General features: G+C 55.9%; 25 protein-coding genes. 20 read left to right on the top strand and 5 right to left on the bottom strand.

What is annotated here, in order from left to right:
• Positions 1 to 300: 300 nt before the first annotated feature.
• From secD to IE065_RS00925, 3 genes are all read right to left on the bottom strand, one after another.
• The gene (secD, locus tag IE065_RS00915; RefSeq protein ID WP_189510911.1) at positions 301 to 2,958 is read right to left on the bottom strand and encodes a protein translocase subunit SecD; all 2,658 of its coding nucleotides are present in this window, start codon (positions 2,956 to 2,958) and stop codon (positions 301 to 303) included.
• A 64-nt stretch (positions 2,959 to 3,022) separates the two neighbouring features.
• Positions 3,023 to 3,376 carry a preprotein translocase subunit YajC gene (gene yajC, locus IE065_RS00920; RefSeq protein WP_189510913.1) on the bottom strand — a complete coding sequence of 118 codons (354 nt, stop codon included), beginning with the start codon at positions 3,374 to 3,376 and terminating at the stop codon, positions 3,023 to 3,025.
• Positions 3,377 to 3,468: 92 nt separating this feature from the next.
• On the bottom strand, positions 3,469 to 4,206 hold the full coding sequence (locus IE065_RS00925; protein WP_194499993.1) for a hypothetical protein: 738 nt from the start codon (positions 4,204 to 4,206) through the stop codon (positions 3,469 to 3,471).
• 227 nt (positions 4,207 to 4,433) lie between these two features.
• Between IE065_RS00925 and IE065_RS00930 the strand changes: the two genes are divergently transcribed.
• From IE065_RS00930 to IE065_RS00960, 7 genes are all read left to right on the top strand, one after another.
• The gene (locus IE065_RS00930; protein WP_189510917.1) at positions 4,434 to 6,629 is read left to right on the top strand and encodes a sodium-translocating pyrophosphatase; all 2,196 of its coding nucleotides are present in this window, start codon (positions 4,434 to 4,436) and stop codon (positions 6,627 to 6,629) included.
• 95 nt (positions 6,630 to 6,724) lie between these two features.
• On the top strand, positions 6,725 to 7,591 hold the full coding sequence (locus IE065_RS00935) for a hypothetical protein (RefSeq protein ID WP_189510919.1): 867 nt from the start codon (positions 6,725 to 6,727) through the stop codon (positions 7,589 to 7,591).
• Between the two features lie 102 nt (positions 7,592 to 7,693).
• Entirely contained in the window at positions 7,694 to 9,658 is a 1,965-nt protein-coding gene (gene speA, locus IE065_RS00940) for a biosynthetic arginine decarboxylase (protein WP_189510921.1), read from the top strand.
• 159 nt (positions 9,659 to 9,817) lie between these two features.
• Positions 9,818 to 11,287: a catalase gene (locus IE065_RS00945; RefSeq protein ID WP_189510923.1), complete on the top strand. Its 1,470-nt coding sequence runs from the start codon at positions 9,818 to 9,820 to the stop codon at positions 11,285 to 11,287.
• A complete protein-coding gene (locus IE065_RS00950; protein ID WP_229792031.1) occupies positions 11,284 to 11,778 on the top strand; it encodes an ankyrin repeat domain-containing protein in 495 nt (164 codons plus the stop codon). Before IE065_RS00945 ends, IE065_RS00950 begins: the two co-directional genes overlap by 4 nt.
• Positions 11,779 to 11,916: 138 nt before the next feature.
• A complete protein-coding gene (locus IE065_RS00955) occupies positions 11,917 to 12,780 on the top strand; it encodes an LOG family protein (protein ID WP_189510925.1) in 864 nt (287 codons plus the stop codon).
• A 53-nt stretch (positions 12,781 to 12,833) separates the two neighbouring features.
• On the top strand, positions 12,834 to 13,520 hold the full coding sequence (locus IE065_RS00960) for a hypothetical protein (RefSeq protein ID WP_189510927.1): 687 nt from the start codon (positions 12,834 to 12,836) through the stop codon (positions 13,518 to 13,520).
• A gap of 35 nt (positions 13,521 to 13,555) precedes the next feature.
• Here the strand turns inward: IE065_RS00960 and IE065_RS00965 are convergent, their stop codons facing one another.
• Positions 13,556 to 14,209, bottom strand: a complete 654-nt coding sequence (locus tag IE065_RS00965; RefSeq protein WP_189510929.1) for an HAD family hydrolase — start codon at positions 14,207 to 14,209, stop codon at positions 13,556 to 13,558.
• A gap of 99 nt (positions 14,210 to 14,308) precedes the next feature.
• Here IE065_RS00965 and IE065_RS00970 point away from each other — a divergent pair, with 99 nt between their 5' ends.
• From IE065_RS00970 to IE065_RS01030, 13 genes are read left to right on the top strand one after another with little or no spacing between them, the layout of a single operon-like run.
• The gene (locus IE065_RS00970; RefSeq protein ID WP_189510931.1) at positions 14,309 to 14,701 is read left to right on the top strand and encodes an acyl carrier protein; all 393 of its coding nucleotides are present in this window, start codon (positions 14,309 to 14,311) and stop codon (positions 14,699 to 14,701) included.
• Entirely contained in the window at positions 14,676 to 15,332 is a 657-nt protein-coding gene (locus tag IE065_RS00975) for a TVP38/TMEM64 family protein (protein WP_189510934.1), read from the top strand. Before IE065_RS00970 ends, IE065_RS00975 begins: the two co-directional genes overlap by 26 nt.
• A gap of 36 nt (positions 15,333 to 15,368) precedes the next feature.
• Positions 15,369 to 15,632 carry a phosphopantetheine-binding protein gene (locus IE065_RS00980; RefSeq protein ID WP_189510936.1) on the top strand — a complete coding sequence of 88 codons (264 nt, stop codon included), beginning with the start codon at positions 15,369 to 15,371 and terminating at the stop codon, positions 15,630 to 15,632.
• Positions 15,633 to 15,647: 15 nt separating this feature from the next.
• Complete coding sequence (locus tag IE065_RS00985; protein WP_189510938.1) at positions 15,648 to 16,748, top strand: beta-ketoacyl-[acyl-carrier-protein] synthase family protein; 1,101 nt, start codon at positions 15,648 to 15,650, stop codon at positions 16,746 to 16,748.
• Positions 16,741 to 17,394: a hypothetical protein gene (locus IE065_RS00990; RefSeq protein WP_189510940.1), complete on the top strand. Its 654-nt coding sequence runs from the start codon at positions 16,741 to 16,743 to the stop codon at positions 17,392 to 17,394. The genes IE065_RS00985 and IE065_RS00990 overlap by 8 nt, the downstream gene beginning before the upstream one ends.
• Positions 17,385 to 18,320: a hypothetical protein gene (locus IE065_RS00995; protein ID WP_189510942.1), complete on the top strand. Its 936-nt coding sequence runs from the start codon at positions 17,385 to 17,387 to the stop codon at positions 18,318 to 18,320. Before IE065_RS00990 ends, IE065_RS00995 begins: the two co-directional genes overlap by 10 nt.
• Positions 18,290 to 19,081: a lysophospholipid acyltransferase family protein gene (locus IE065_RS01000; protein WP_189510943.1), complete on the top strand. Its 792-nt coding sequence runs from the start codon at positions 18,290 to 18,292 to the stop codon at positions 19,079 to 19,081. Before IE065_RS00995 ends, IE065_RS01000 begins: the two co-directional genes overlap by 31 nt.
• Entirely contained in the window at positions 19,048 to 19,347 is a 300-nt protein-coding gene (locus IE065_RS01005; RefSeq protein ID WP_189510944.1) for an ApeI family dehydratase, read from the top strand. Before IE065_RS01000 ends, IE065_RS01005 begins: the two co-directional genes overlap by 34 nt.
• Positions 19,340 to 20,128, top strand: a complete 789-nt coding sequence (locus IE065_RS01010) for a glycosyltransferase family 2 protein (protein ID WP_189510945.1) — start codon at positions 19,340 to 19,342, stop codon at positions 20,126 to 20,128. Before IE065_RS01005 ends, IE065_RS01010 begins: the two co-directional genes overlap by 8 nt.
• 44 nt (positions 20,129 to 20,172) lie before the next feature.
• Positions 20,173 to 20,688, top strand: a complete 516-nt coding sequence (locus tag IE065_RS01015) for a hypothetical protein (RefSeq protein WP_189510946.1) — start codon at positions 20,173 to 20,175, stop codon at positions 20,686 to 20,688.
• A complete protein-coding gene (locus IE065_RS01020; protein WP_189510947.1) occupies positions 20,688 to 22,970 on the top strand; it encodes an MMPL family transporter in 2,283 nt (760 codons plus the stop codon). Before IE065_RS01015 ends, IE065_RS01020 begins: the two co-directional genes overlap by 1 nt.
• Positions 22,970 to 23,386 (top strand): hotdog family protein, encoded by a 417-nt coding sequence (locus IE065_RS01025; RefSeq protein ID WP_189510948.1) that lies wholly within the window; start codon positions 22,970 to 22,972, stop codon positions 23,384 to 23,386. The genes IE065_RS01020 and IE065_RS01025 overlap by 1 nt, the downstream gene beginning before the upstream one ends.
• Positions 23,383 to 24,708, top strand: a complete 1,326-nt coding sequence (locus IE065_RS01030) for a class I adenylate-forming enzyme family protein (protein ID WP_189510949.1) — start codon at positions 23,383 to 23,385, stop codon at positions 24,706 to 24,708. The genes IE065_RS01025 and IE065_RS01030 overlap by 4 nt, the downstream gene beginning before the upstream one ends.
• On the opposite strand, the gene IE065_RS01035 is transcribed toward IE065_RS01030, so the two are convergent.
• On the bottom strand, positions 24,675 to 25,559 hold the full coding sequence (locus IE065_RS01035) for an alpha/beta hydrolase (protein WP_189510951.1): 885 nt from the start codon (positions 25,557 to 25,559) through the stop codon (positions 24,675 to 24,677). The two genes, IE065_RS01030 and IE065_RS01035, sit on opposite strands and share 34 nt — an antisense overlap.
• Between the last annotated feature and the right edge of the window lie 494 nt (positions 25,560 to 26,053).

The raw sequence follows: 26,053 nt of genomic DNA on the forward strand, positions 1-26,053 counted from the left end.
GCGTTCATTCGCTATTAATATCTAAGCTTGCAGAAAATGAACCATTCCACTTTTCCAGACCAGTTACTAAATGCTAATCTAAGCTAAAGCGCTGGCACGGACTCTATTATAATATCAATTGCTACTTCTTATTCAAATCAAAACAAGCGTTATAATCATATTTCAATTTCCCCTGACTATTCAACGAGATATTTTCTCTTCCTTGAATTGCTCGACTCCATTGTTAACGGCGCAAAAAAAGCGAACGCCGTAACCGACGTTCGCTTTTGATGAAATGCAATTTCGATAAGTTGTGCAGCGCTATAAAACGGGGGCACTCTTAGCGTCAGATTCTTTCGAGGCGCGCTTGCTGCCAGCTTCCCATTCGTAGGTAGGCTTGGCGTATTCGTGCTCGGTAACATGCTTACGGTCTCCCTTGTGCCAGGCGTAAAAGACCGGGCTGGCAATAAAGATCGATGAGAACGTACCTGTGACAATGCCGATCAGGAAGACGAGTGCAAAGTCCGTCACCACGCCCACACCAAAGATGAACAACGCTAAGGCAGCGACGAAGGTCGTGATACTCGTCAGCAAGGTGCGGCTCAGGGTGCGGCTGATGGCCAGATTAATCACGTCAAAGAGCTTCATGGCGGGGTTCAACTCCAGTTCCTCACGGATACGGTCGAACACAACGATAGTGTCATTGATTGAGTAACCCACAATCATGAGGATCGCGGCAATCATCGGTGCGGTAAACTGGCCGCTACCAATGCCAAAGAATTGCCCAAGAATCACGAACAAACCAATCGACATCAGCACGTCGTGAATGGTCGCCACAATAGCGCCCACCCCATAACCGATCTCAAAACGCAAGGCCACATAAAGGAGGATGCCCAATAGAGCAACCGCGATAGACCAAACTGCGTTTACCACGATTTTGTGGCTAACCGATGCACCAATAATGCTCTCAGACACCTTGGTCAAATTGGCGTCGGGGAAAGCTTCAAGCAGGACATCCATCACTTGGTCCGTTCGACCGTCCATGTCATCCATCTGCACGCGCAAACGCTCAACGCCCTGCCCGATCTCAGACTGGAAAACAGGCTGAATTTCGCCCAAATCATTGGACGCAGCAATTTCAAGGATGCGTGTAATTTCCAGGTCGCCCCTAGCAGATTGCTCGAAGTCAAAGGTGACCTCCGCACCGCCCGTAAAGTCGGTGCCGCCAATGTGGTCCCAAGAAACGCCAACAGCGATAAGGCCAGCCAGCACAAGCATCCATGAGGCGACAAAGGCCGGGATCCGCTTGCCAAGGAAGTTAATCGACTTGATGCCCAAGCTGCGGTGCAGACTGAAGTTCGGAATCAAGTGCTTACCCAAACCAGTGTGAACGAAGATCTCCAATAGAGCGCGGCTAATGATCAGCGCTGCGAAGACCGATGCGCCAATACCGATGGCCAGCGTCAAACCGAAGCCCTTAACCGGGCCGGTGCCCAGCAGGAAGAGGATTGCCGCCGTAATCATCGTAGTCACGTTCGCGTCCACAATGGTCGATAAAGCCTTATCGTAACCACTAATGAGCGCAGTCTTGGCCTTTTTGCCTGACTGGAGCTCTTCGCGAATACGCTCAAAGATAAGGATGTTCGCGTCCACCGCCATACCCATGGTCAGCACGAGTGCGGCAACGCCAGGCAGCGAGATGGTAGCGCCGACGCCAGCGAGAACGCCGAGGACGATGACCAAACTCAGCAACACGGAGAACACCGCGATGACACCTGAGAACAGATAGTAAATCAGCATGAAGACCACCACTGCGATTGCACCATATAACGCTGCACTGACCGAGGCGCTCTGGGCGTCCTTCGCCAAGCTCGGGCCAATTTCCTGCTTCTGATCGATGCTGAGGTCAAATTCGAGCGGATTGTTCAGCGCACTCACCAACTGGCGGACTTCGGTTTCGGAATAGTCGCCGGTAATCTGGCCACGGTCGCTGATCACGCTTTGGACGGTCGCTGCGGATTCCAGCTTGCCGTCGAGAACGACTACGAGCAATTCGTTGCTACGTGTCTTTTCATTTTCATTCACGATACGCTCAGTCATGGCCTTCATGATCTTGGAGCCCTCGGAAGTCGTGCTAAAGCCAACCGCCAATGTGCCACCACGAGGATCCACATAGGCTTCCTTAATAATGTCGCCATGCGCTTCTGGAATCTTTTTCACCCAGAGCTTGGTAACGCTGGTTTCGCCCGTTTTGGGGTCGGTGCTCTCGTCGGCCATCACTTCAAACATCGCAGTCGGGCCATTAGGCTCGGCTGGATTGAGCGGCAGACTCTTGAGCGTTCCCACCTCGTCAGTGTTCGAGGGATAGGTATAGCGATGTGCCGTGCGGAAATCCATGCGAGCAGCCTGTACCAAGTCGATGACCAGCTCAGGATTCTGCCTTAGGTCGACGCCAGGTAATTGAACCTCAATACGACTTGGTGGCAGCGGGCGGATGACAGGCTCGGCAACGCCGAGGCCATTGATACGGCCCGAAATAATTTCCACGGCCTTCTCGAGGCGATCACCCTGCGCATTCGGGTCATTTTCGTCGATGCTCAGGATCAGTGAGACGCCCCCTGCCAAATCAAGGCCTTTGTGGAGCTTGCCCCTAGACTGACCGTATAGGTAGTCTAAAATAATTTGATTGCTGCGAACCAGGTTCGGTTCCCGCACCATCTTGATGTAGGGGAAGAACTGTTCGTGCAGGTTGATTTTCTTGTCATTAGCCAAGTCACGGAAGGCAGCAATGAACGAATAACCTTCGTTCACATTTGCGTCGGCTTCTTCGACCAGCTCACTGAACTCCGCTTGGTTGACGACCGGTTCTGCCACGACATATTCGCGGAAATCAGTGTCGTTAAGTGGGAACAGGCTGAGCACAGCCCAAGCCATGATGACAGCGGTAATGACGAGTTTCCAAATGATGGAAGTTTTCATGGGTAATACTTAATGTCCGAAGAATCGTTGGTCCTTGGGAGGGATAATTTGTTCGCAAAGAATTTTAAGCGGCGTCGGTTTTCTCCGACTCGCCCTTCTTCTTCACAACAACCTGGATGAATGGTTTGGCGATTTCTACCTTCGTGTTTTCCGCAATTTTGAGCACAAGGCGGTCGGCCTTGACGTTCACCACCGTACCGAAAACACCGCCTTTGGTCATGATTTCGTCGCCGTTCTTCAGCTCCGTAAGCATCTTATCATGAGCCTTTTGGGCCTTGCGTTGCGGGGCAATGGTCAAAAACCACATGCCAGCCATGAACAGCCCCAGATATATCCAGAGAAGCGAACCGCCGCCTGGCGCATCGTCGGCCTGGGCCAAGAACAGATAAGTTGAATCAAGAATGGTTGTTTCGAGCATGGTTTTTGCGGAAAATCGGGCACACAAACGGATGGGGCCTCGGAAAGCAAGCGTGAATCAGCGCGTATTCCCGTCAAGGGGATACTGAAAAACTACCGTTTTTCAGAATTTTTAGCCACACGAACCGACGAATGGAACTCTGACAACCAAGGTTGGAGCGCCAGACGGATCGCTTCGTCAATGGCAGTTGCGTCAATTTGGCCCGCTAGACGGGGGGATGTATAGAGCCCCGCACCAGCACGGGTCGCGTTCTCCATAAAGTCGATTCCTCCCCGCCCAAAATAGATTGCCTGACCAAAGCGATTGTAAACCCCAATAGCCAAAGATGCCGTTTCCACCTGTAATTGCTCACCAGATCCCGCATCGCCGTATATGATAAACGGGCGAGTAACTCCATCCCAAGACGCCTCGGCATAAGGCCGATCCAGCATCACTGATCGCACCATGACTTGCGGTATGACCAACACGTCAATGTCATCCGAATCCCGCAATTTCCAAATCAAATCGGTGATTGCCTGAGACATCTCTTGGGGCTTAGCCGACTGAATCTCCCGGAGCAACGAATGACCGTTAGCCGCTAAGAGTGCTTGAACATTCCCAGCCGATGCCACCGGAATCGCTGCTTGTTCGAGCCAACTGCGTAATTGTGCGTCTACCATCGGGTAAATAAAGGCCGACTCGCCCATCAGATAACTCATGTCTTTGGCTGGCAAGATTGCAACGCGGCCGGACTGTTTGCCCATCGGTGCCGATGTCTGTCCATTAGATGACGAATCTGTGCTTTCACAGCCCACCAAGGTTATCAGGGCCAAAGTAAAAATGCTCGCCATTTCCCGAAGATGCATGGCCCCAGTTCATGCCATTGTGCCTGCTTGAGCAACTCTATTTCCAAACAGACAGGATTTCGCACTCTGTGGTTAATCATCCTTGCGCCAAGGCGTATTTCATTGTACACAATAGACTTAAGCCGCTAATTTGAGCCCCTCCCCCCAAAAAAAACGACATCAAACTGCGGCTTTTTCCTCATCTTGTTCACCGCATAACCCTGATAAAACCTATGAGTTATCCCCTCTTCTGGTTCGCGCCGATTTCCGCCCTAATCGCCCTCTTCTTCGCTTGGCGTTTCTACGCCGGAATGATCAAACAACATCCTGGCAACGAGCGTATGGTCGAGATTGCCTCCTACGTGAGCGACGGTGCCCGTGCCTACCTCAAACAGCAGTACAAGGCCGTATTGATTGTTTTTACGGTCCTTTTTTTGGTTTTTGCACTACTGGCCCTCGTCTTTAAATTGATGAATGTCTGGTCGCCGTTGGCGTTCATTACTGGAGGATTTTTTTCCGGCCTCGCAGGCTTTTTCGGAATGAAAACCGCAACCGCAGCGGCCAGCCGAACGGCTGAAGCTGCTCGCCATTCCCTAGACCAAGGTTTACGCGTCGCCTTTCGCAGTGGCGCGGTAATGGGCCTCTCGGTCGTTGGCTTAGGCCTTCTCGCCATTTCAATGGGGTTTTTCATCCTTAGCAGCATTTACCCAATTAGCGGCCCAGATGGCCCGGATAACCTGCTCATCGTCACCACCACACTATTGCTCTACGGAATGGGCGCATCCCTACAGGCGTTGTTTGCTCGTGTGGGGGGGGGGATTTATACAAAAGCCGCGGACGTCGGCGCGGACCTCGTCGGCAAGGTCGAGAACAGCATCCCCGAGGACGACCCGCGCAACCCTGCCACCATTGCGGACAATGTGGGCGACTTCGTGGGCGATGTTGCTGGCATGGGCGCGGACCTCTTTGAATCCTACTGCGGCTCGATTCTGGCCACCGCCACACTCGGCGTTGCGGCGTTTCTAGGCATGCCAGACCTTCAAGTTAAGGCCGCCGTAGCCCCAATGCTTGTCGCCGGACTCGGCGCTTTGTTATCCGTTCTGGGCGTATTCCTAGTCCGCGTAAAAAGTGGGGCTGACCAAAAGGCGTTGCTGCATTCACTGGACCGCGGCATCAACACCAGTGCCCTGCTGGTGGCCATTGGCTCACTGGGGATGCTTTACGTGATCGGTTTACCCAATGTTCTTGGCATATGGGGAGCAGTTGTCACGGGGCTGGTTGTCGGCATCATCATCGGCAAAGCAACCGAATACTACACCTCGCACGCTCACCGGCCCACACAAAAAATCGCTGAAGCTGGCGCGACTGGCCCGGCTACGGTCATCATCTCAGGCATTGGCACCGGGATGATCTCCACCACAATCCCGGTCATCGTAGTCGCCGCAGGCATCATGATTAGCTTTTACTCCGCGAGCGGATTTGACTCCACCAATGTTGCCATGGGCCTGTATGGCATTGGTTTTGCAGCCGTTGGCATGCTCTCCACCTTGGGTATCACCCTGGCAACTGACGCCTACGGCCCCATCGCAGACAACGCTGGCGGCAACGCTGAAATGAGTGAGCTGCCCCCCGAAGTACGTGAACGCACAGACGCATTGGACGCCCTTGGCAACACCACCGCCGCCATCGGCAAAGGCTTTGCAATCGGCTCTGCCGCGCTCACTGCACTGGCCCTGCTGGCCTCTTACATGGAACAACTCAAGGCGGCGCTCCTAGAAGCGGGCGATATGTTGGTCTTCCCTGACCTGCGCGAAATCATGCCTGCCGACGCCAGCTACTGGGACTTCATCGACTTCTTTCAAATCGATCTACTCAACCCAACCGTGCTCGTTGGCATCTTCATCGGCTCATTGATGGCCTTCCTGTTCTGTGGGCTGACCATGAATGCGGTTGGCCGCGCAGCAGGAGAAATGGTCGCCGAGGTTCGCCGACAATTTAAGGAAAAGCCCGGCATCCTCTCCGGCACAGAAAAGCCTGATTACGCACGCTGCGTAGCGATCTCCACCGTAGGTGCGCAGAGAGAGATGAAACTACCTGCAATCCTGGCGGTCGCTGTGCCCGTGATCATGGGTATTCTCTTCGGACCAGCGGGGGTCGTTGGCCTGCTTGCCGGGGCTCTCGGCAGCGGCTTCGTGCTGGCAGTATTCATGGCCAACGCAGGTGGTGCCTGGGACAACGCCAAAAAATACGTGGAAGAAGGCAATCTAGGCGGCAAGAACTCAACGGCGCACAAGGCAACAGTTATCGGCGATACCGTAGGCGACCCCTTCAAGGACACCTCAGGCCCAAGCCTTAATATTCTAATCAAGCTCATGAGCATGGTCTCCATCGCGATGGCCGGCATCACCATCAGTTGTCAGGTATTGTAGCGAATTTGAAGGTGGATCGTTTTTTTCTTTAAGCGTGGCCAAGGAATGGTGAGGATTGGGGCGTCTTCTCTCTCCCAATTCTCCCACTTATCAGAATGACCATCGCCGATACCGACGATAGCCAACTCGAGCCTACGTCAACACACTCCCCAAAGCGGGCCACCCAAGACGCCATTTATTGTCGATACGCCAAAGCCGATCGACGCCTAATCATTGTCGCAGTAATTCTCATCGGACTCGTAAACTTCGGCTTTATCGTCGAAGAATGGGAAGTGCCGCGTGAATCATTGGACAATGGCCGCATCGTGATAATGCGCGCGTTACTCCTAGCTCTGTCCCTCGCCTTCGCCAGTTGGATACCCTTCATCCGGTCCACTCCCTTTCTCCAGAAAGCCATCCTGCTTTGGCAACTGGTGTCCAGCACACTATTTGTCTGGACTGACCACCTCCTACCGCTGACCGCCCATCAAAACTCATTGGCCGACCTAGCCTACCTGATTGCGATCTTCATTTTCATGCCCAACCGCCTGACTTACCAGTTCATCTCAGGCGCGTATTTTGCTACGATTCACGTGCTAATGCTTTTCAACCACGAGCACTTCAGTTCGCAGTGGTGGGAAGCAGCGTTGATCTTCCCAATCACGGTTATTTGCGGCATCTACCTCAGTTGGAGCGTTCACCATACGCGCATGGCAGAATTCCAACAATGGCGAGGCGAGTATGAGGCACGCATCAAATTACAAAGCGCGATAGATAAAATTAAAACCCTCCGTGGCCTCCTGCCCATTTGCGCCTACTGTAAAAAAGTCCGCGACGACAAAGGTTACTGGCACGAGGTCGAAAGCTTCATCCGTGATCATTCCCCGGCTGAATTCAGCCACAGCCTTTGCCCAGAATGCGGCCAAGAGCACTACCCCGGCATCCTCGGTGCCGAGGATTTCAACGACAGCCAAGGGGTCTAAGCTACGTCGCAAAAGTTACATTTCAGCGAGAATGCGACGCAGTTTGTAAATCTCCGCTTTCCGCTTTGACCTTTCGATATTAACCTTTAACGGTAGCGCCCCTTGAAACCAGCACCCGATAAGTCCACTTGGACCCCTCAGCAATCAGCCGAATATTACGGCCTCCCGCGTTGGGGCCAAGGCCATTTTTGCGCCGATGATGACGGCTTCGTATGCGTACGCCCACTGGGCGAAGACGGACCGAGTATCCGCATTGCCGATGTGCTCGCAGAAGCGGAGGCTGAACATGGCCTGCGCCCGCCGTTGACCATTCGCGTGCAAGACCTCCTCCGCCGCCGTGTGGAAATGCTCAACGAGGCATTCCGACGTGCCATTGAGCAGGAAGCCTATGCCGGTAATTACCGCGGCGTATTCCCCATCAAGGTCAACCAACTACGCGAAGTCGTGGAGGAAATCCTAGATGCTGGGCGGGCCTATGACTTCGGTTTGGAAGCCGGCAGCAAGCCAGAGTTGCTCATTGCTTTGTCCCAACTGGATCGCAAGGGCGACTTGCTCATCTGCAATGGTTACAAGGACATGGACTACATCCGCGCGGCCTTGCTTGGCGTGCGCTTGGGCCGTGAAGTGATCCTTGTCATTGAACAGTTTTCCGAAGTCGACGCCATCATCAAGGTTACGCGCGAAATGGGCGTGGAGCCCAACATCGGCTTCCGCGTCAAGCTCTCCGCCCCCGGCGAAGGCAAGTGGGCAACCTCGACTGGTGACAACGCCAAGTTCGGCCTAACCGCAGCAGAAATCGTGGCTGCCGCCAAAAAGCTCAAGCGAGCCAAGATGGGCCATTGCCTCAAACTGGTTCACTTCCACATTGGCTCGCAGGTACCCAACATTCTCACAATCAAAAAGGCAGTCTCCGAAGCAGCGCGTTTTTACTGCGAAATCTGCAAGATGGGCTTTGCGCTCAAGTATCTCGACGTCGGCGGTGGCCTCGGCATCGACTATGACGGCAGTCGCACAAACTTCGAGAGTTCGATGAATTATTCGATGGGCGAATATGCCCGCGACATCGTCTTTAACATCAAAAACGTCTGTGAACAGGCGGAAATCCCCGTCCCCGACATTATTTCGGAAAGTGGGCGTGCGCTCGTCGCCCCACATTCTATCCTCGTGATCGAGGCCGTGGACCGCATTGTTAAAATCCCCGAAGAAGCCGATAAGCTGACGACGAAAAAGAAGCCACATCCCCTACTCGCCGACCTGATTTACATCTTGGAAAACCGAGACAACCACGGCGCGCTGGAACGCTTTCATGACGCTCAGCAAAAGAAGGAAGAAGCGGCGAATCTCTTCTCTCTCGGCTACCTCGACCTAGCCACTCGCGCTAAGGCCGACACCCTTTTCTGGCAAATCTGCGCGAAAATCCAAGCCAGCCTCAAGGCCGAAGGTTATGTGCCGGAAGACCTAGAAAACCTTGGCGCTCTGTTGGCCGAGCAATACGTCTGCAACTTCTCGGTCTTCCAAAGCTTGCTCGACCACTGGGCACTTGATCAACTTTTTCCCATCGCTCCGCTACAGCGCCTGGGCGAAGAACCGACGATCGAAGCCACCCTCGTCGACATCACCTGTGACAGTGACGGCAAGGTCTCAGAATTCGTCGATCTGGAAGACGTGCGCCACAGTCTACGCCTACACCCTCTTGGCAAGGATCCCTATTTCCTGGGTATCTTTCTGGTGGGCGCGTATCAGGACATCATGGGTGACCTGCACAATCTCTTTGGGCGCGTCAACGAAGTCCATGTTTTCCTCGAAGAAGATGAAGAAGACGGCTTTTACATTGAGGAAACCATCCGTGGATTTTCCACCGATGAAGTCCTCAACTTTATTCAACATAAAGGCGCGGACCTGACCCGCGCGATGAAGAAGCAGATCGATACCGCAACGCGCAATGACATCGTGAAGCCCCGTGAAGGCGTCCGCCTGCTTAATCTCTATACGGACATGCTCGCGCAGAAGACCTACCTGCGCCCAGGCGATAACTCCAAACCGATAAAGAAGAAAAGTGGCGGCTAGCCAAGATACCTAATAGCTATTGGAGAAATAAATGCCATAGGACCTTCCTATGGTTAAGATACCAAGAAAGTATTAGCCAGAACCTGAGTACTCAGGCATAATCGACTCTGAACGGATGCAAACGCACCCTGTAGAGAAACCAACCAATGAAGGTCGATTATGAAACGCATGACTACTAGCGCCGGGAACCCCATTTCCGACAACCAGAATTCTTTGACCGCGGGGGCGCGTGGGCCACTGCTCATTCAGGATTATCAGCTCATTGAAAAGCTGGCGCATCAAAACCGGGAACGTATCCCCGAGCGCGTGGTGCATGCCAAGGGCTGGGGAGCATTCGGGACATTGACCGTCACCAACGACATCTCAAAATACACCCGCGCAAAAATTTTTTCCAAAGTCGGCAAGCAAACCGAAATGGTCGCCCGCTTCTCTACCGTCGCTGGTGAGCTCGGTGCCGCCGACCAAGAACGCGACGTCCGCGGCTTTGCGCTGAAATTTTATACGGAGGAAGGCAACTGGGACCTCGTCGGCAATAACACTCCAGTGTTCTTTGTCCGCGATCCCTACAAGTTCCCTGACTTCATCCACACGCAAAAACGACACCCGCGCACGAATCTGCGCTCGGGCACCGCGATGTGGGACTTCTGGTCTCTCTCCCCCGAGAGCCTGCACCAAGTCACGATCCTGATGAGCGACCGCGGCTGTCCCGTCTCGCCCATGCACATGAATGGCTACGGCTCGCATACATACAGTTTCTGGAATGACGCTGGCGAGCGCTACTGGGTGAAGTTCCACTTTAAGACACGTCAGGGCCATCAACACTACACCAACGCCGAGGCCGCAAAAGTCATTGGGCGCACACGTGAAAATTATCAGGAGGAACTCTTTGGCGCGATTGAAAACAAGGACTTCCCGCAGTGGGATGTCTTCGTGCAGATCATGCCTGAGATGGACGCCGAAAAGACGTCTTACAATCCCTTTGACCTGACCAAAGTCTGGCCGCATGGCGATTATCCGTTGATCGAACTCGGCGTGCTTGAGCTTAATCGCAACGCGCAGAATTACTTCACCGAAATCGAAATGGCGGCCTACTCGCCGTCAAATATCGTGCCTGGCATCAGTTTTTCGCCAGATAAAATGCTCCAGGCCCGCGTGTTCTCTTACGCCGACGCCCATCGCTATCGCCTCGGCACGCATTATGAGATGCTGCCCGTCAACCAGCCCAAGGCGGCGGTGAATCATTATCACAAGGACGGTGCGATGCGGTTCTTCGATAATTTCAACGAGAACCCCGACGCCTACTATGAGCCCAACAGCATGAACGGCCCGCAGGAAGACCCATCCGTTGCCGAGCCACCGTTGCGCATTTCCGGGGACGCCGATCGCTACGACCATCGCGAAGGCAACGACGATTATACCCAGCCGGGCAACCTCTTCCGCCTCTTCGATGACGGGCAGAAGCAGCGTCTGTTCAACAACATCGCCGAGGCCATGGCCGGCGTGCCCGAAGAAATCATCCAGCGACAGTTGGTGCATTTCCACCGCGCCGATCCCGCCTACGCAGAAGGCGTCGCCCGCGCTCTGGGAATTAAAAATCAGGCAGTAAAAGAAACCGGGGACAGCAAGTGAACGATAACAAACTCACTGAATCCGAAGAGGAACGCTATGCCGAGCTTCAGCGTATTGCGCTGGACCTCGCGCGCTGCGGGGATACCCAGCAGCTTGCCTCAATGGTCTATGCTGGGATTCCCGTCAACCTCTCTGATCAGAAAGGCCAAAGCCTGCTCATGCTTGCCAGCTATAACGGTAATCTGAAGACCACCAGAATGCTCCTCGACGAAGGTGCCGATGTCGACCGTCGCAATGAGCGGGGTCAAACTCCATTGGGCGGCGTTTGCTTCAAAGGTTATCTCGATATCGTCCAGCTACTCGTCGAGCGTGGAGCGGACATCCATGCCAACAATGGCGGCGGGATGACCCCTATTCGGCTCGCCGCAATGTTTGGCCGACAGGATGTAGTCAACTACCTGAAAAGCAAAGGAGCCAAGCTCTCGCCGCTAGATAAAATCATCGGTCTTCCGGCTTACATGGGATCACTTTTCAAAGGAAAAACCGCTTAGCTCATCTGTTTTCAATTTCCACACACACAAGCCACGCCCCCCACTGAACCCTCTCCCAGCTGAGAGGGTTCTTTTTTGTCCAAACGCTTTCCGGCATTGATCTAGAAGCCCGACGGCGTCATCGTAGATCTAAACCCAATGAACGATCAAAGCCCCTCCAACGACTGGCCAATAAAAGCCTATAATAACATCGATTTCCTCAACAGCTCCGACGCGCGGCACATTCGCATACTGGCCGAATTGGCGGAGCCCCAAAAACGCCTTCGCGAAATGGGCATCGAAAACACTATCGTGTTCTTCGGCTCGGCCCGCATCCCTGACAGCAACATCGCCCGCGAACGCTTGGCCGTGGCTGAGCAGGAGGCCGCCGAAGGCAAACCGGGCGACGAAGCCCTTGCCCAACGACTCCGTGTCGCTCGCCGACACGTGCGCGCCGCACCGTTTCACGATAAAGCCATTGAGCTGGCGCGTCTGCTCGCCGAGTGGTCCAAGACCATTGCCGAGCGGGAAAAGCGTTTCTACATTTGCACGGGCGGCGGTGATGGCATGATGCGGGCAGCCAACCATGGTGCTTATCTGGCCGACATGCCCTCGGTCGGTCTCGGCATCAGCCTACCCTTTGAGCCCGAGCTCAATCCCTACATTCCGCATAACCTCCAGTTCGAGTTTCATTACTTCATGATCCGCAAATACTGGTTCTCCTACTTGGCCAAGGCCATGGTGGTGACTCCCGGTGGTTTCGGCACGATGGATGAGCTTTTCGAGTTAATGACGCTCATCCAGACGCATAAGATTGAAAAGCACATGCCCATCGTCTTGCTCGGATCAGAATTCTGGAATGACATCATCAACTTCCAGTCCTTCGTCGATTGGGGGGTAATCAGCGAACAAGACCTTGGGCTATTCCGCATTATGGACGATGTTGAGGAAGCTCGCGACTGGATCGTCGAGGAGCTCACCACCCACTACCTGCGGCCTGTTTCTGACGATCCCGGCGTGTGAGCTAGCGAAAATCTGGTTGCCATCGGTGCCTGCGAGCAATTAGTTCAGCTTGCATGCCCAGTGAATCCCACTTACCGACGTCGCGACGCCACATTCCCAAGTGGCCGTTCTGGCTTGGTGACATCCTCTTGGTCGGAACCGGCCTGGCGCTTGCATTTCAGCAGGGTGGCCCGTTGCAACCCATGGCCATGGCTTGGGTCGTCATCTCGATTGCTGGTGGCGCTCTAATCGCCTGCGCACCCTATGCCATTGAGCACTGGGCCAACGCCGTTAGTGGCGGGGCGGGCGGTGATTGGGCCGACCTGCGCAACAAACTGCTCAAGCTGGAAGTTCGTCTAGCAGAAATCGAATTAAACAACGGGGCCGTACCGGAATCCGCCCGACTGGCCCAGAGCCGCTTTGCTGATTATGCGAATGATGAAGAGCTCGGCATTGGCGAAGTCATCAAGCAGCCCAAAGCTCCCGTGGAAACTCCTGAGCCAGCCAAACCGGCTCCATTTAAATTTGGCCCCACCGGAGCTGCCCTCGTTGGGGCTCGTGCTACGGAGGAATCCTCCGATGACTCCGACCTCGATCTTTACGACGCCGAACAACCCGACGAAGACCTGCCAACCAGTTTGGACGACATCGGCCCGGCAGAAAAACGTGAGCCCACCCACCTACGCAAGGCGCTCAACCAGGCTCGTAACGAACACGGATCACGCGCTGTGGCCCGCTTCATCCGTGGCGGAAAACGCTAAATAAGCGCCAGATGGCGGTGCCTAAGCATGAACCGTCAACCAGCCCGAGTAGCGTCGATTCGTTCGATAATTTCCGCCAGCGATTCCACCACTGGGGAACCTGTCATACGCAGCCGGTCCACGTCATTGTGGCCGTGAGCGATTAACAAACAGTCGGCACCAATCGCCTCCGCGACCTCGAAGTCGTGCACGGTATCGCCAATAAGCAACAGCTCATGAGGCTCGTGTGGGATGGAGGCAGCGTGAAGCTGCGCATTGCCGGTTTTGCCTTCGGCGTAGATGTTATCCAAGCCAATGAGTCGGTCAAAATAATCACTAAGCCCGTAATGAGCAACGATCTCGATGAGCTTAGGCTGACGATAAGCTGAGAGGATCACCTGCTCCACACCCGCCTCATGCCAGCGGGCCAACGCATCCACCACTCCCGGATAGAGCTGACATTCCGTACGCCGCAATTCGTAAGCATCGATGAACTCGTGGCTGATCACCGAGAAGGGATCCTGCTCCGAATCAAAGCCCAAAGTATCGTAATAACGCTGGACCGGAAACTGGAAATTCGCGCGATAAAAATCCATCTCGACTGTTTCAAGCCCCCGACGGGCAAGCAGGCTATTCATGATTTCGACGCAGAGCCAGCCATCATCCATCAATGTGCCATTCCAGTCCCAGATCACATGTTTGTAGGGCATGTCGCAAGATTCGTCAGCTTCAGGAAAATGTCAATGATGCGAGCAATACGACTCTACGCTTGCGGAAAGACAGCGGTAAGGTTTCATCAATAATTCAACGTGACAGATTACAACGCAGTCAATAATCCCGCAGCTCGCCTGACAGAGACCGACCAAGAGGCAATCTGGCGGCACCGCGCGCGCCATTATTCTCCCGAGTTTCAAGACGCCTTCGTCCGCTATATGCAAACGAGCGACCGCGCTTGCCTACGCACCTTGGCCGACGGTCTTCTGGTGCATCATATCGATGACGTCTCAGCGGAATGGATCGCCCAGCAAGGTGAAAACCTGAACCTGAAAACAGGTATTGCCTCGGACTCAATCACGCTGGCCGAAGTCGCCTTCGCGATTGAGGAGCTGTTCGAAGTCTCCATGAATAATCAGGATCTGGCCGAGATGGAAACCCTGCACGACCTCGCCAACTTCATTGAACGCAAACGCTCAGCCAAGTGACCGGCCACGTGAGCGCCGATGGATTCTCTGGACGCTCCTTTGGGTCGTTATAAGCCTCGCGGCTTGGCAACTTGCAGCGTCGGGGCTGGATTGGCGCTCGCTGGTAGACGCGGATAGCACCCTCGGCATACTCATTTTTGGCTTATTGATGATCATCCTGCCCGCCTTGGGATTTCCCATTTCACCTTTTTATATTTTTGCCGGCGCAGTCTTTAATCCGTGGCTAATTATCCCCGTGGGCTTGGTCGCTCTGTCGATCAATATGAGCGTCAGCTACGCCCTTGCCCGTCATGTATGGCGCGAGCCATTACAGAAAAAATTTGCCGCACGCTGGCCGAAGCTGTTCGCGATTGACGAGATTTCCGCGGCCCGCATCACGATCCTCGTCCGCGCAGTGCCGGGCGTGCCGTTCCCTGTGCAAAATTGCCTGCTGGGCGTGCTCGCCGTGCCCTTCTGGACTTATATCGCGCTATCAGTGCTCATCCAAGGCTGTTTCCTAACCGGCGTCGTGCTGACCACCCAAGGCGCACTCAACCAGAATGGCCAAACCGCGCTGTGGGGCGGGCTCATCATCGGCATCACGCTATTGAGCCTCCATCTGTTCTACAAACAGCGCACCATGCGGACTTGACTCAAATGCGCACCTCGACAACGTGAGCCAAGACTGATGACCAAACTCAAACACCGACTGAAAGATTTGATCATTGAGGCGTTGAACCTCGAAGATGTAGCCCCTGAAGATCTCGCCGATGACGAGGCGCTCATGGACTCCGGCCTCGGCCTCGATTCCATTGACGCGCTTGAGCTGGTCGTGCGTGTGGAAAAAGAGTTTTCGATCAAAATCAAAAACAGCGAAGAAGCGCGCGAGGCTCTCGGCAGCATCAACACGTTGGCCACGTTCATTCAGTCCCGCCAAGGCGAAGTCGCCTGAGACGGCGCGTTTTCTATGAACCCCCGCCCTGACGTTTTCCTACACGCCTGCGACTGCCGCACTGCGCTCGGAAACGCCCAAGATAGCTGGCAGTCCCTGATTGACGGACAAATCGCTTTGGCCCCCACCCCGCCGCTCTCCGGCTCGGATGACCGCGTGCCCTTGGCCCTCACCGGCCCACTAGCAGAGGTTTCCCCTCCCCGCTGGCTCGCAGCCAGTCTCGAACTGCTGGCAGAGTCCCCAAAGCGCCCTTGGGGCAGCGCACGTTATCCGATCGTCGTCACCAGCAGCAATTTTGGCATCGATCAGATGCTCGCCTTCCACCAAGACCCCGAAGCCGTAGAATGCAGCACACGCGCAACCGCTGTCAGCGCAGTGGAGGCTATTGCCGAGTCACTTGGCTGGGGGGCCAATCGGATCATTCTGTCCAACGCCTGCGTCTCAGCGCAGCTCGGCCTGATCCACGCCACTCGCCTGCTCGAAAACGACTTGGCCGACGAGGCGCTGGTGTTCTCCTTCGACTATCTGAGCCATTTCGTGGTCGGTGGTTTCCATTCTCTGAAGATCCTCAACGCCGACTTCCCCCAGCCCTACGCGGCGCGGAAAACGGGCTCTATTGGCTTGGGCGATGGTGCCGGTTTCGCCGTCCTGAGCCGCCAACCAACGCCCTATCGGCTCGCCGCCGCCACCACGCATTCTGAGTTTCACCACATGACGGGTAATCACCCGACCGGCTCAGGCTTCGATGCTGTCATTGCGCCGCTGGCCAAAGCCGCCACCGGACACCGCATCTGGGTCAAAGGCCACGGCACGGGCACCTTGGAGGCCGGGTGCCTCGAAGCCGAAGCCGTCGCTCGTGCGCTGCCTGGCGCACCACTGGTCTCCTGGAAGGGCTCACTCGGTCACACACTGGGCTCCTGTGGCCTCGTCGAGCTGGCCATTGCCCGCATCGCGATCGAAAAAAATCAAGCCCCGGGGACCATCGGTTCACAGGCTCCATTTTGCGCGGACAACGTTACTGCCAAACCATTCGCCCTAAACGATTTCACCGGCGTCATCCTGCTCAGCAGCGCCTTCGGCGGCGCACACGCCGGCCACCTTTTGCTCCGTGAATAAGCGCTACATCACACACGCTTCGTCCCGCCTACCCGTCCGCGAACTAACCGAGGACGAGCGCAAACTGCTGCGCAAAAACTTCAGCCCGCTGGCGGCGCGGCGGCTCACCAGCCTCTCACTCATCCTCGGCGATTTAACCAAAGATGCTCCCGCCTCCCCCGACGACGAATGGATTTTTGCCTCTTCCTACGGCGGCTCGATCAGCCTGGAGCAATACCTCCGCAGCTTTCCCAACCCCAGCCCGCTGCATTTTCAAAATTCCATCCAACCCGGCCCGATTGACCTTGTAAACGTCGCCCGCCAACAGCCCGCCCGTCAGCTAATTCCCCTGATCGGTGCCGAGAACCTATTGGGCGAAGCACTGCTCACCGCGCTCATTTCTCCGGTCGACACCATGCATCTTATTGGTGGTGAAGAACATACAAATTGGGCTGCCGACCACCAACTTGGCTCCCAAACAACCTATGGCTTCTACCTGCGGCTAAGCACTGCCCCGCAAAACACCATCGGCGAACTGACTTTCGAGCCCAATACCCCCCCCCCCTCGCCGCTCTCCACCGAGGACGCCATCCCCCTCCTCGACGCCCGCAAACCGCTCGCTTTCACGTTGCCCGAGCGTGGCGTGATCCGATTGCAATGGTCGTAGACACCCCCAGAAACCCAGGTCCAAGCTGGGGCTATCGTGTCATCGACTGGCTCGACGCACATTTGCTCCCCCCCCTCCGCGACGCCCTAGTCTTCATTGGCTCAAGCGTGGCCTATCTGGGCATGCACAAACAGCGACAAGCCTCCCGCGAATACCTTCAAGCTCTGCTCGGGTCCCCCCCCCCTCTCGCTGACCGCCTCCGCCATTTCGACGCCATCACGCATTCCCTGCTCGCCAAGCTCCGTGCCGGACAACGGGTCGACACCAAGGTTGAATGGGCTGACGAGGCGAATAAACAAACCGGCGCAATCGTCTACTCCGATGAACCTATCCTACTCGGCACGTTTCACGTGGGCGCTTCCGACCTACTCGGATTTCACGTCCGAACGACCGGCCGACGTGTTTCAATGATCCGCGAGCGCGTGGCAAACTCCTCTGATATCGAGCGACTCCTTGCGCAATCAGGCGATATGGTCGAAGTCATCTGGGTCAATCAGGAAGCTGACATTGTCTTTGCCCTGCGCGACGCATTGGAGGCGGGCAAAACGCTGGCCATGCAGTGTGACCGAGTCGCCCATGCCTCCAAGACCGAAGGCTTTGAATTCCTCGGTGCCACGCGCGCTTTTCCAGTGACGATCTACCGGCTGGCCGCGCTTTACCATCGACCCGTGCAGTTTTTCGTAGCCCTACCCCGAGGTAAGGCGCGTGACGACTTTGCTGTCTACGCCAGCCCTCTTTATCGCCCTACGGGCAATCGCAACACCGATCAATTAAGCTCCCATAAGCACTTCCAAGCCGTTTTGACCTGGCTGGAAAATCTCCTTCGCGCACATCCTTTTCAGTGGTTTAATTTTTTACCGTTGAACCCCGTCTGGACTGCGGACACCAATGCGACATGTCAGCGAGCCGTGAAGAAACCCCGCTAGGACGCTACCTGATCTATCTCGGTCTCGTGGCGTTTTTCGGTGTCGGCGCACTGAGTTATAATTTGCTTTGCCTGCTGACACAATGGCTGCCCGCTAGCAAACGTCGGCAACGCTGGTCTCGCCGGATCATGATTGCCCTGCTCAAAACCTTCATTGCCGCAATTCAGATTGGCGGCGTGGGTCGGGTGCGCTTTCGCGGCGTCCGTGAGGCAATCCCCAGTGGACCGTCCCTCATTGTAGCCAACCACACCGGATTACTCGACGCTCTATTCCTTCTGACCGAGCTTCAAGACGTTGTTTGCGTGTTTAAATCCAGTCTCCGCCGCAGCCCGTTCTTTTGCGGAGTCATTCGGGAAAATGGCTTTATCGCCAACGACGAAGGTCTGGACCTTCTCCATGCGATGGACGAGGTGCTGGCGCGCGGTCTGCCAATCCTCGTTTTCCCCGAAGGCACGCGCACCGAAGCTCCACCGCTCAATGACTTCAAGGCGGGATTCGCGTTGGTCGCCCGGCGCGCCGGAGTCCCCGTCCGCACCCTAATCATTCGCAACTCCTGTGGACTGCTGGGCAAAGGCGGCGGCTTGCTTCGGCGCTACGCCACGCCTTTCGAATACACCTTCACGCCGGGGCCGGTTTTTCAGGTTGAGGACGGCGAAAAGGCAGTTCAATTTTGCGAACGGATAGAATCATTCTACCGTAAACACCTTACCAAAAGCGATTTTGCAACATGGCAGATTCAGCGAGCAAACGCCTCCAAATAGACATCATCAATGGCTTCTGTGAGGGACATTTCCCCGGCCACCCCATCGTCCCGGCAGCGGTGCAAGCTAAGTGGATTCTGGAGCTTGCCGCCGAGCAATTCCCTACTACAGGGGGCTGGAAAATCCGCCAGTTCAAGCTCCTGCGCGAGCTCACTCCCGGTCGCGAAGTGACCATCACCGTGGCCCCCGCCCACCGTGGCCTAAAAGGCGAAATCACTGACGCCGATGGTCACTATGCGCAGCTGACTCTCATCCCCCATGGTTGAATCGTCCACCCATATCCTCGTTATCCCATCCTACAACACTGGGCGGATTCTTGAGCGGACCATCGCCGAAGCTATCGCCGTCTGGCAGCCTGTCTGGCTCTTCATCGACGGCTCCACTGATGACGCGCACGAAACGTTTTTAGCCAACCCCGACCGCTGGCCCGGGCTGACGGTCTTTGTTAGCCGGGAGAACCGTGGCAAAGGTGCCACCGCGCTCTGGGCAGCGGATGAAGCGATTCGCGCAGGCTTCACTCATATGCTCCTCATGGACGCTGATGGTCAGCACCCCGCCGACCGCGTGGCGGACTTCATGGCGGCCTCGATTGCTCAGCCTGAAGCCACGATCATGGGGCAACCTGACTTCGGCCCTGATGCGCCCTGGATTCGTCTCGCTGGGCGTCAACTGAGCATTGCTCTGACTCAGCTCGAAACGCTCTGGGGGGGCATTGCCGACCCGCTTTTTGGGTTTCGTATTTACCCCGTTGAACCGCTTCGTCGCGCCTTCGCAAGGACGGACTCAGGACGGCGCTACGACTTCGACCCCGAGGCCGCAGTCCGCCTCTTTTGGGCTGGCGTGCGCCCGATCAAGCGCCGCGCTGCCGTGCGTTACGTGCCGCGTGACGAGGGGGGCGTAAGCCATTTTCACTATCTGCGTGACAACGTGACAATGGTTTGCCTGCATGGGCGGCTTCTGCCAGCTTTCTTGCTTCGATGTTTTCGCGTTGTCCAGCTAAGTCGCCGTTTTCGCCGCCAAGCCACGGAGGATTCCTCCTCGGGCTGATTTTTCTGTGGGTAAGCGCCCTAAACGCCGAGCCCGACGCCCTTGTGCGATACGCCGACGCTCTCGCTTGGCCAGACAAGGACCAGACCGCCCAACTCGCCTTCACTGAAGAGCGCAATTTTCCATTTCGCAAGTTTCCCAAACGCTACGCCGGCAACATGTTTCGTGCGCCAAACGGCGAACTGGCCATCTGCTACGAAAGTCCGCATGCCTTCCGGCTCGTCATTCAGGGCGACGCCATTTTACTTGATGACGGTGACGGCCAACTGCGTCCACTGCCCACCGATGGGGCCGATGCCCGCGTGGTTAGTGACCTGCTTCGAGGCGACCTCGGCCGCCTCCGCGCGGACTGGACCAATGAGCCCATTGATGACGGCCTACGCCTGACGCCTACCCTCGAATCCATCCGCAAAGAAATTAAATACATCGACGTGACTTTTGCCGACGGCCGTGTCCAAACCGTAACCGTCAATCAGCGCAACCAAGCCATTCGACGATACGAATTTGGCGCGTTAACGTGGTTGACTGGCGATACCGCCGCCCTCCCCTTTGCCGAGTGATGAAGCCGCCAATTACCCGACCGCGCACGCCGTGGCTCGCCTTGCTGGGCCTGCTCATCGCGCCGATAATTTTCCTGCTGACCGTCAACTGGACCGAGACGCTGAACAACAACATCCTTGAGTTGCTCCCCGACTCCGAGGAATCGGTGGAGGCTCAAGCGGCCCGCCAAATGCTCAGCCAACGCCTATCTTACCCCGTCATTTTCAAGGCATCTGCGCCGGGCACCACTCGCAGCCAACTCACGGATGCATTCTTGGAAGCGTCTGCCCAACCTGCTTTTCGCTCCCCCTTCATTCTCGGCGACAACCGCTACCAGAGCGCCCTGCTTGGCGTGCTCAAGGACAACCGAGAAGCGCTGTTCGCCAGCAATTGGCTGAACGCCAAACACGACGAATTTGCGGCAAGCAATTTTCCTCAGCCAGACTTCATTAGCTGGCTCGCGACCGACGCGGCGCAGCAGCTCAACGCCTTTCTCGATCGCCCGGAAAGCATGGCCTATGCCGACGACATTCCCGCCGACCCGCTCCTCCTCCTGCCAACCGCGCTTGCCCAACTTCCCCCTGCGCCTGAAGTGGATGACACCGCGCTGATCGCCTGGATTCCGCTCGCGGTCGATCCGCTCACCCCGCAAGGCCAGCAAGCGATTTACGATGCACTCGCGGCCATCGAAACGCAAATGAGCGCGCGCTTCCCTGGCTACTCGCAACTCGCCAGCGGCGTGTATGACTTGGCGCACGCCAGCGAACAACAAACGCAAGATGAAGTCACGTGGCTAAATATTGAAATGGTCGGCGCGATCTTGCTGTTGCTGCTCGTGCTCGCCGGACGCCCCGGATTTCTATTGCTCACGATTGCCCCCGTGCTCGTGGCTGGCCTGTGGTGCACGGCTTCCGGGCTCCTTGTTTTCGGCCATATCCATGTCGTCGCGCTAGCCGTGTCTTCTGTCGTGCTCGGGCTATCAGTTGACTACGCAGTCCATCTCGCCGCCAAACGTGGCAACGGTAATCTGCGCGAAGCTTGGCCGATTGTCCGCCTGCCATTAACGACGAGCTGCGTGTCCACCTGCTTCGGATTTCTCTTCTTACTGCTCTCTCCGATGGCGGCGCTCAAGCAAGTCGGCATCATGGTGCCTACAGGGCTAGTCGGTGCCTTGCTGGCTGTGCGTTACCTGCTACCATGGCTGGAGCCCATTGCTGGTGCCTATCGGCTGCGTACATTCATCGAGCGGCCCGGCCCCATGCTACGCAAATACATCTGGCTGCCAGTCGCGGGCCTTGCTTGGCTAATGGCCGCTATAACGCTCCTGCAAAGCCCGCCCTTTGTCGACGACATTCAGGACTTCCAGGCACCCATTACAGAAAGCCTTACTCGCTACCGCGATCTCGCCGACAGCATTCATCATCGCGACGTGAACGAGCGCTGGTATGTCTTCGCCAGTTCTCCAGTAGAGCTCATCAAGCGCCTGCACGACATCCGTGAAAAAATCCAGCTAACCGGTCTACATTTGCCCGAAGACAACACGCTGGAGTGGAAGAACTTTGCATCGCAAAGTAATGACTTCGCCGCCGCACTCCGTACGCAATTGGAAGACCAAGGTTTCGACGCCGATGCCTTCGCGCCATTCTTCGACAAACTGAACTCCGTGGCAGAATGGAACTCCGCGAAAAAGCTGACCACTGCTTTCAACGAACTCGTCGCCCAACTGCACGGCCCGCTTCAAGCTCTGTTGATGACGGATGGCAGCGTATGGGTCGCCGTTTTTGAGGCACCACCCAACGCAGAAATTCCGGCGAGCCTGAAGAGCTTCACTCAAGAATTGGCCCAGCAGAAATCGCTCAATCGCGCGCTCAAGCATGCCCGCGAGGGCATTGCCCGCAGTGCGCAGTGGGGCTTACTTGGCATTGCGCTCTGCGTGTTCGCACTGTTCCGACGACGCGGCGTGATGGCGATGGCCGTGCCCGTTTGGTCGGTCACGCTTGGCATCGCCACGACAATTTCTTTGGGCAATCCGCTTGGTTTGCTCGCAGTGATCGGTGCCATCCTCGCGTTTTGTCTGGCGCTGGACTACGGTGCCTTTGCAGCGACGTCACGCGAGCCTCCGGCATCGATTCGCATTTCGGCAGCAACGACTTTTTGCGCGTTCCTCATCCTGTCCTTCTGCTCGATGCCCGCCGTCGCGCAGCTCGGCCAAGTGGTCGCTGCATCGGTCTTCTTCGCGTGGCTAGCGGCCGAGCTCCTATGCTTGCCTCAGCCCAAAAAACTCACTGAAAATAAGGCCTGATGAATCACGCGATTCCACCCATTTCCGAGCTCATTCCGCATGAGCCGCCGATGATCTTGATCGACCGAATTCTCGAATTGTCGGCGGATTGTGTGCATGCGGAAACGACCCTCCAACCCGGTGCGCTGGATGACAATGGCACCGGCGTGTCCTCCGCCTGGTCGCTGGAAATCGTTGCTCAGGCTTGCGCCGCGCTCATTGGTCAACACTACCGCGACCAAGGCTTTCGCGAAGGGCGCTTGATCAAGTCTTCGCGCTGGACCTTGTCTACCTTGCATTTGCCCACAGCTCAATTGCTGACCATCCATGCCACGATTGAGGCCGCAAGCGACATGGGCATCTTCCTTTTTAACGGTGAATTACGCGCGGGCGACACCTGCCTCGCTGAAGGTCAGTTAACCATCCTCGCCCGATGAGTGACGTGCTGATCAGCCGCTGGGATAAACTCGTCGCCGCGCAACCCGATGCACTTGCGGTTATCGACAACCGCAGCCAATGGACACGCAGCGAGCTAGATGCGCGCGCGGGCGAATGGGCGCAAAAAATCCCTACGGATCAACTGCTTCAGCAAGCAGTGATCCTCTGCCAGCCCAACGGCGCAGACTGGCTGGCGAAGTTCCTGGCGCTGCGCCGAGCGGGGGCGATCATTATCCCAGTCGATGCCGCGACCTCGATTGAAGACAGCAAGAAGCTCGCCCAAAAGCTCAGTTGCTTTGCGTTGCAAAGTAGCGAGCACTTCGAACGATTTTCACAATCCCGCAAATGGCCAACCGACCTTGCCTTAGTCAAGCTGACTTCGGGCACCAGTGGTGAGCCGACCGCAATCCCCTTTACCGAAGCCGAACTCTGCGCCGATGGCGACAACATCCAGTCCACAATGGGCATTGGGCCAAGTGATCTAAACTACGCACTGCTGCCTTTCGCGCACTCCTACGCGCTCGGAAATTTGGTGATCCCGCTGCTGGCCAGCGGCATTCCGCTCGTCGTTGGTAGCGCTCCTCTGCCTCGTATTATTGCCGACGAAATCACCCGCAGTGGCGCAACTGTCTTCCCGAGCGTGCCCACGGTTTTTGAAGCGCTCACGCGCACGGATGAGCTGTCACTCGGCAAGCTAAGGCTCTGCATCACTGCTGCCGCACCGCTCACGCCCACGCTCGCACAGCGTTTCCGCAATGCCTGCGGCCTATCTCTGCATAATTTCTATGGTGCCAGCGAATGCGGCGGTATTGCCTATGATCACACGGGCCAATGCGGGCTGACGGGCAACGCCGTCGGCGCAGCGATGGACAACGTAGAACTCTCCGCCACCAATGATGGACGCCTCTGCGTGCGTTCGGCAGCCGTCAGCAGTTTCGAACGTGAGGCAGGCAAGGACGGACGGGCGATAATTACTTTGCATGACAAAGTAAGCTTCCTCGACAACGGCGGCGTAGTCATCCATGGGCGCGTGGACCGCATCGTCAAATGCGCAGGTAAGCGCATCGATCTCGCCGCATTGGAAAAAGTCGCCATTGCAGTGGACGGCGTGGAGCGGGCAGCCGTGGTTCATGAAACCGCGAGCGATCGCCTACTCGTTGCCATTATCGGCCCGACGGAGTCCAGCACGACACTCACCGCATTGCAGGCGAATTTCGGCGCTTGGCGCGGTCGCCTGCGCGTCAAGTCATTACCCGAACTGCCCGTTACTTTGCGTGGCAAAGTTGACTACCGCGAATTGTCGCGACTACTCGGAGGCTGAGCCAACCACTCGCCCATCACAGCGACGAGTTGCTCACGCCAGGCGGCGCGCTCCTCGGTGAAAAAATGCATATGCCCAGCATCCTCGACTAACCAGAGTTCCTTAGGCTGCCCGGCCTCAGCGAAAAGACGTTTACTGTGTGTGTAGGGAATCACGCGATCTGCCTTACCATGAGTGATGAGCAACGGTGTGGGCGCGATATCAGCCACGACAAAATATGGGCTGTGCTCATCTGATATCATGGCCTCGACCAGTGCCCCGGCGATCGCGTTCACCTTGGTCTTGGCGATGCTCGTGTAAGAATAAAACGGAGCCTCGGCGATGACGCCCACAAAGCCATTTCCCTTTAACTCGCCCGCTAGTGCAATGGCATTCGCAGCTCCCAGGCTTTGGCCATAGAGTATTAGATTGCCCACACCGCCATTGAGACGAGTTGCCTCGGCGAGCGCGGCTTTACAGTCCTGAAAAACGCCCTCTTGCGTCGGCGCGCCTTCAGATTTCCCGTAGCCGCGATAGTCGAACATAAACAAATCGAAGCCCTGTTCGGCCAGCCATGAAACGCTAAAAACATTGGCTGAAATATTAGCCGCATTACCGTGAAAGTGGATAATCATGCCACGCTTCTCGCCCTTTGCTTTTACATGCCAAGCATACAGCGAAGTTCCATCAGCGCTGGTAAAATGAACCTCATCGAAGGCCAAACCGTAGTCGCTCGGCGAGCCGTAATCGACGTCATTGGGCAGATAGAACTGCGCCGTCAGCTTACTTAGAGCACAGAAAAAAAAGCAAATGATGCGTCTGAGATTTCGCTGATTCAAAGTCATCGACGGAAAATGAGCATTGTTGTTCATCTATATATAACCTCGTTAGTTGGATCAACGGACGAAAGTCCGTACCGGCATGAAAACGACTAACAATGCCTCCTTGTGTTGGATTTTTTTGCCGAATGGTAATTTGATTTTCCAGTCTCATTAATAATTCCGTAAGTAATTGATTCTCAGGCTAGAATACCATTTATTGCAGGAAAATATTAATGCATTTATTTTCACCAATTCTATTGCATTCATTGAGCAATAAAGCATACTGAAATCTTCATTTAGTTACGCCGATTTCCGGCTAAATCTCACCCCAACCTCATTTCCTGTCATGCTGCATAAAGCACCTCCTTAGAGCCTGCCTCTATTTGAATCAACAGGCGTAAAGCACGTCTATCTCCGCATACGACATTCAACCCCGCCCCAGCGGGACGTTGCTCGTATTTCTGTTCATTGAAATCTCGATCCATCCTGCAAGCCCCCCCCCCCCCCCCTCAGGTCGGAGGGGGGGCTAGAAAAATCAGCGCAGA

Origin of the sequence: Cerasicoccus arenae, assembly GCF_014651635.1 — a bacterium.
Classification (GTDB): Bacteria; Verrucomicrobiota; Verrucomicrobiia; order Opitutales; family Cerasicoccaceae; genus Cerasicoccus; species Cerasicoccus arenae.

Coding starts and splice junctions, on each gene's coding strand:
- IE065_RS00935 (WP_189510919.1), top strand. CDS start 6,725: ATGACCATCGCCGATACCGACGATAGCCAACTCGAGCCTACGTCAACA.
- IE065_RS00925 (WP_194499993.1), bottom strand. CDS start 4,206: ATGGCGAGCATTTTTACTTTGGCCCTGATAACCTTGGTGGGCTGTGAA.
- IE065_RS01020 (WP_189510947.1), top strand. CDS start 20,688: ATGAAGCCGCCAATTACCCGACCGCGCACGCCGTGGCTCGCCTTGCTG.
- IE065_RS01005 (WP_189510944.1), top strand. CDS start 19,048: ATGGCAGATTCAGCGAGCAAACGCCTCCAAATAGACATCATCAATGGC.
- IE065_RS01000 (WP_189510943.1), top strand. CDS start 18,290: ATGTCAGCGAGCCGTGAAGAAACCCCGCTAGGACGCTACCTGATCTAT.
- IE065_RS00945 (WP_189510923.1), top strand. CDS start 9,818: ATGAAACGCATGACTACTAGCGCCGGGAACCCCATTTCCGACAACCAG.
- IE065_RS00980 (WP_189510936.1), top strand. CDS start 15,369: ATGACCAAACTCAAACACCGACTGAAAGATTTGATCATTGAGGCGTTG.
- IE065_RS00965 (WP_189510929.1), bottom strand. CDS start 14,209: ATGCCCTACAAACATGTGATCTGGGACTGGAATGGCACATTGATGGAT.
- IE065_RS01030 (WP_189510949.1), top strand. CDS start 23,383: ATGAGTGACGTGCTGATCAGCCGCTGGGATAAACTCGTCGCCGCGCAA.
- yajC (WP_189510913.1), bottom strand. CDS start 3,376: ATGCTCGAAACAACCATTCTTGATTCAACTTATCTGTTCTTGGCCCAG.
- IE065_RS01010 (WP_189510945.1), top strand. CDS start 19,340: ATGGTTGAATCGTCCACCCATATCCTCGTTATCCCATCCTACAACACT.
- IE065_RS01025 (WP_189510948.1), top strand. CDS start 22,970: ATGAATCACGCGATTCCACCCATTTCCGAGCTCATTCCGCATGAGCCG.
- IE065_RS00985 (WP_189510938.1), top strand. CDS start 15,648: ATGAACCCCCGCCCTGACGTTTTCCTACACGCCTGCGACTGCCGCACT.
- IE065_RS01035 (WP_189510951.1), bottom strand. CDS start 25,559: ATGAACAACAATGCTCATTTTCCGTCGATGACTTTGAATCAGCGAAAT.
- IE065_RS00995 (WP_189510942.1), top strand. CDS start 17,385: ATGGTCGTAGACACCCCCAGAAACCCAGGTCCAAGCTGGGGCTATCGT.
- secD (WP_189510911.1), bottom strand. CDS start 2,958: ATGAAAACTTCCATCATTTGGAAACTCGTCATTACCGCTGTCATCATG.
- IE065_RS00930 (WP_189510917.1), top strand. CDS start 4,434: ATGAGTTATCCCCTCTTCTGGTTCGCGCCGATTTCCGCCCTAATCGCC.
- IE065_RS00955 (WP_189510925.1), top strand. CDS start 11,917: ATGAACGATCAAAGCCCCTCCAACGACTGGCCAATAAAAGCCTATAAT.
- IE065_RS00960 (WP_189510927.1), top strand. CDS start 12,834: ATGCCCAGTGAATCCCACTTACCGACGTCGCGACGCCACATTCCCAAG.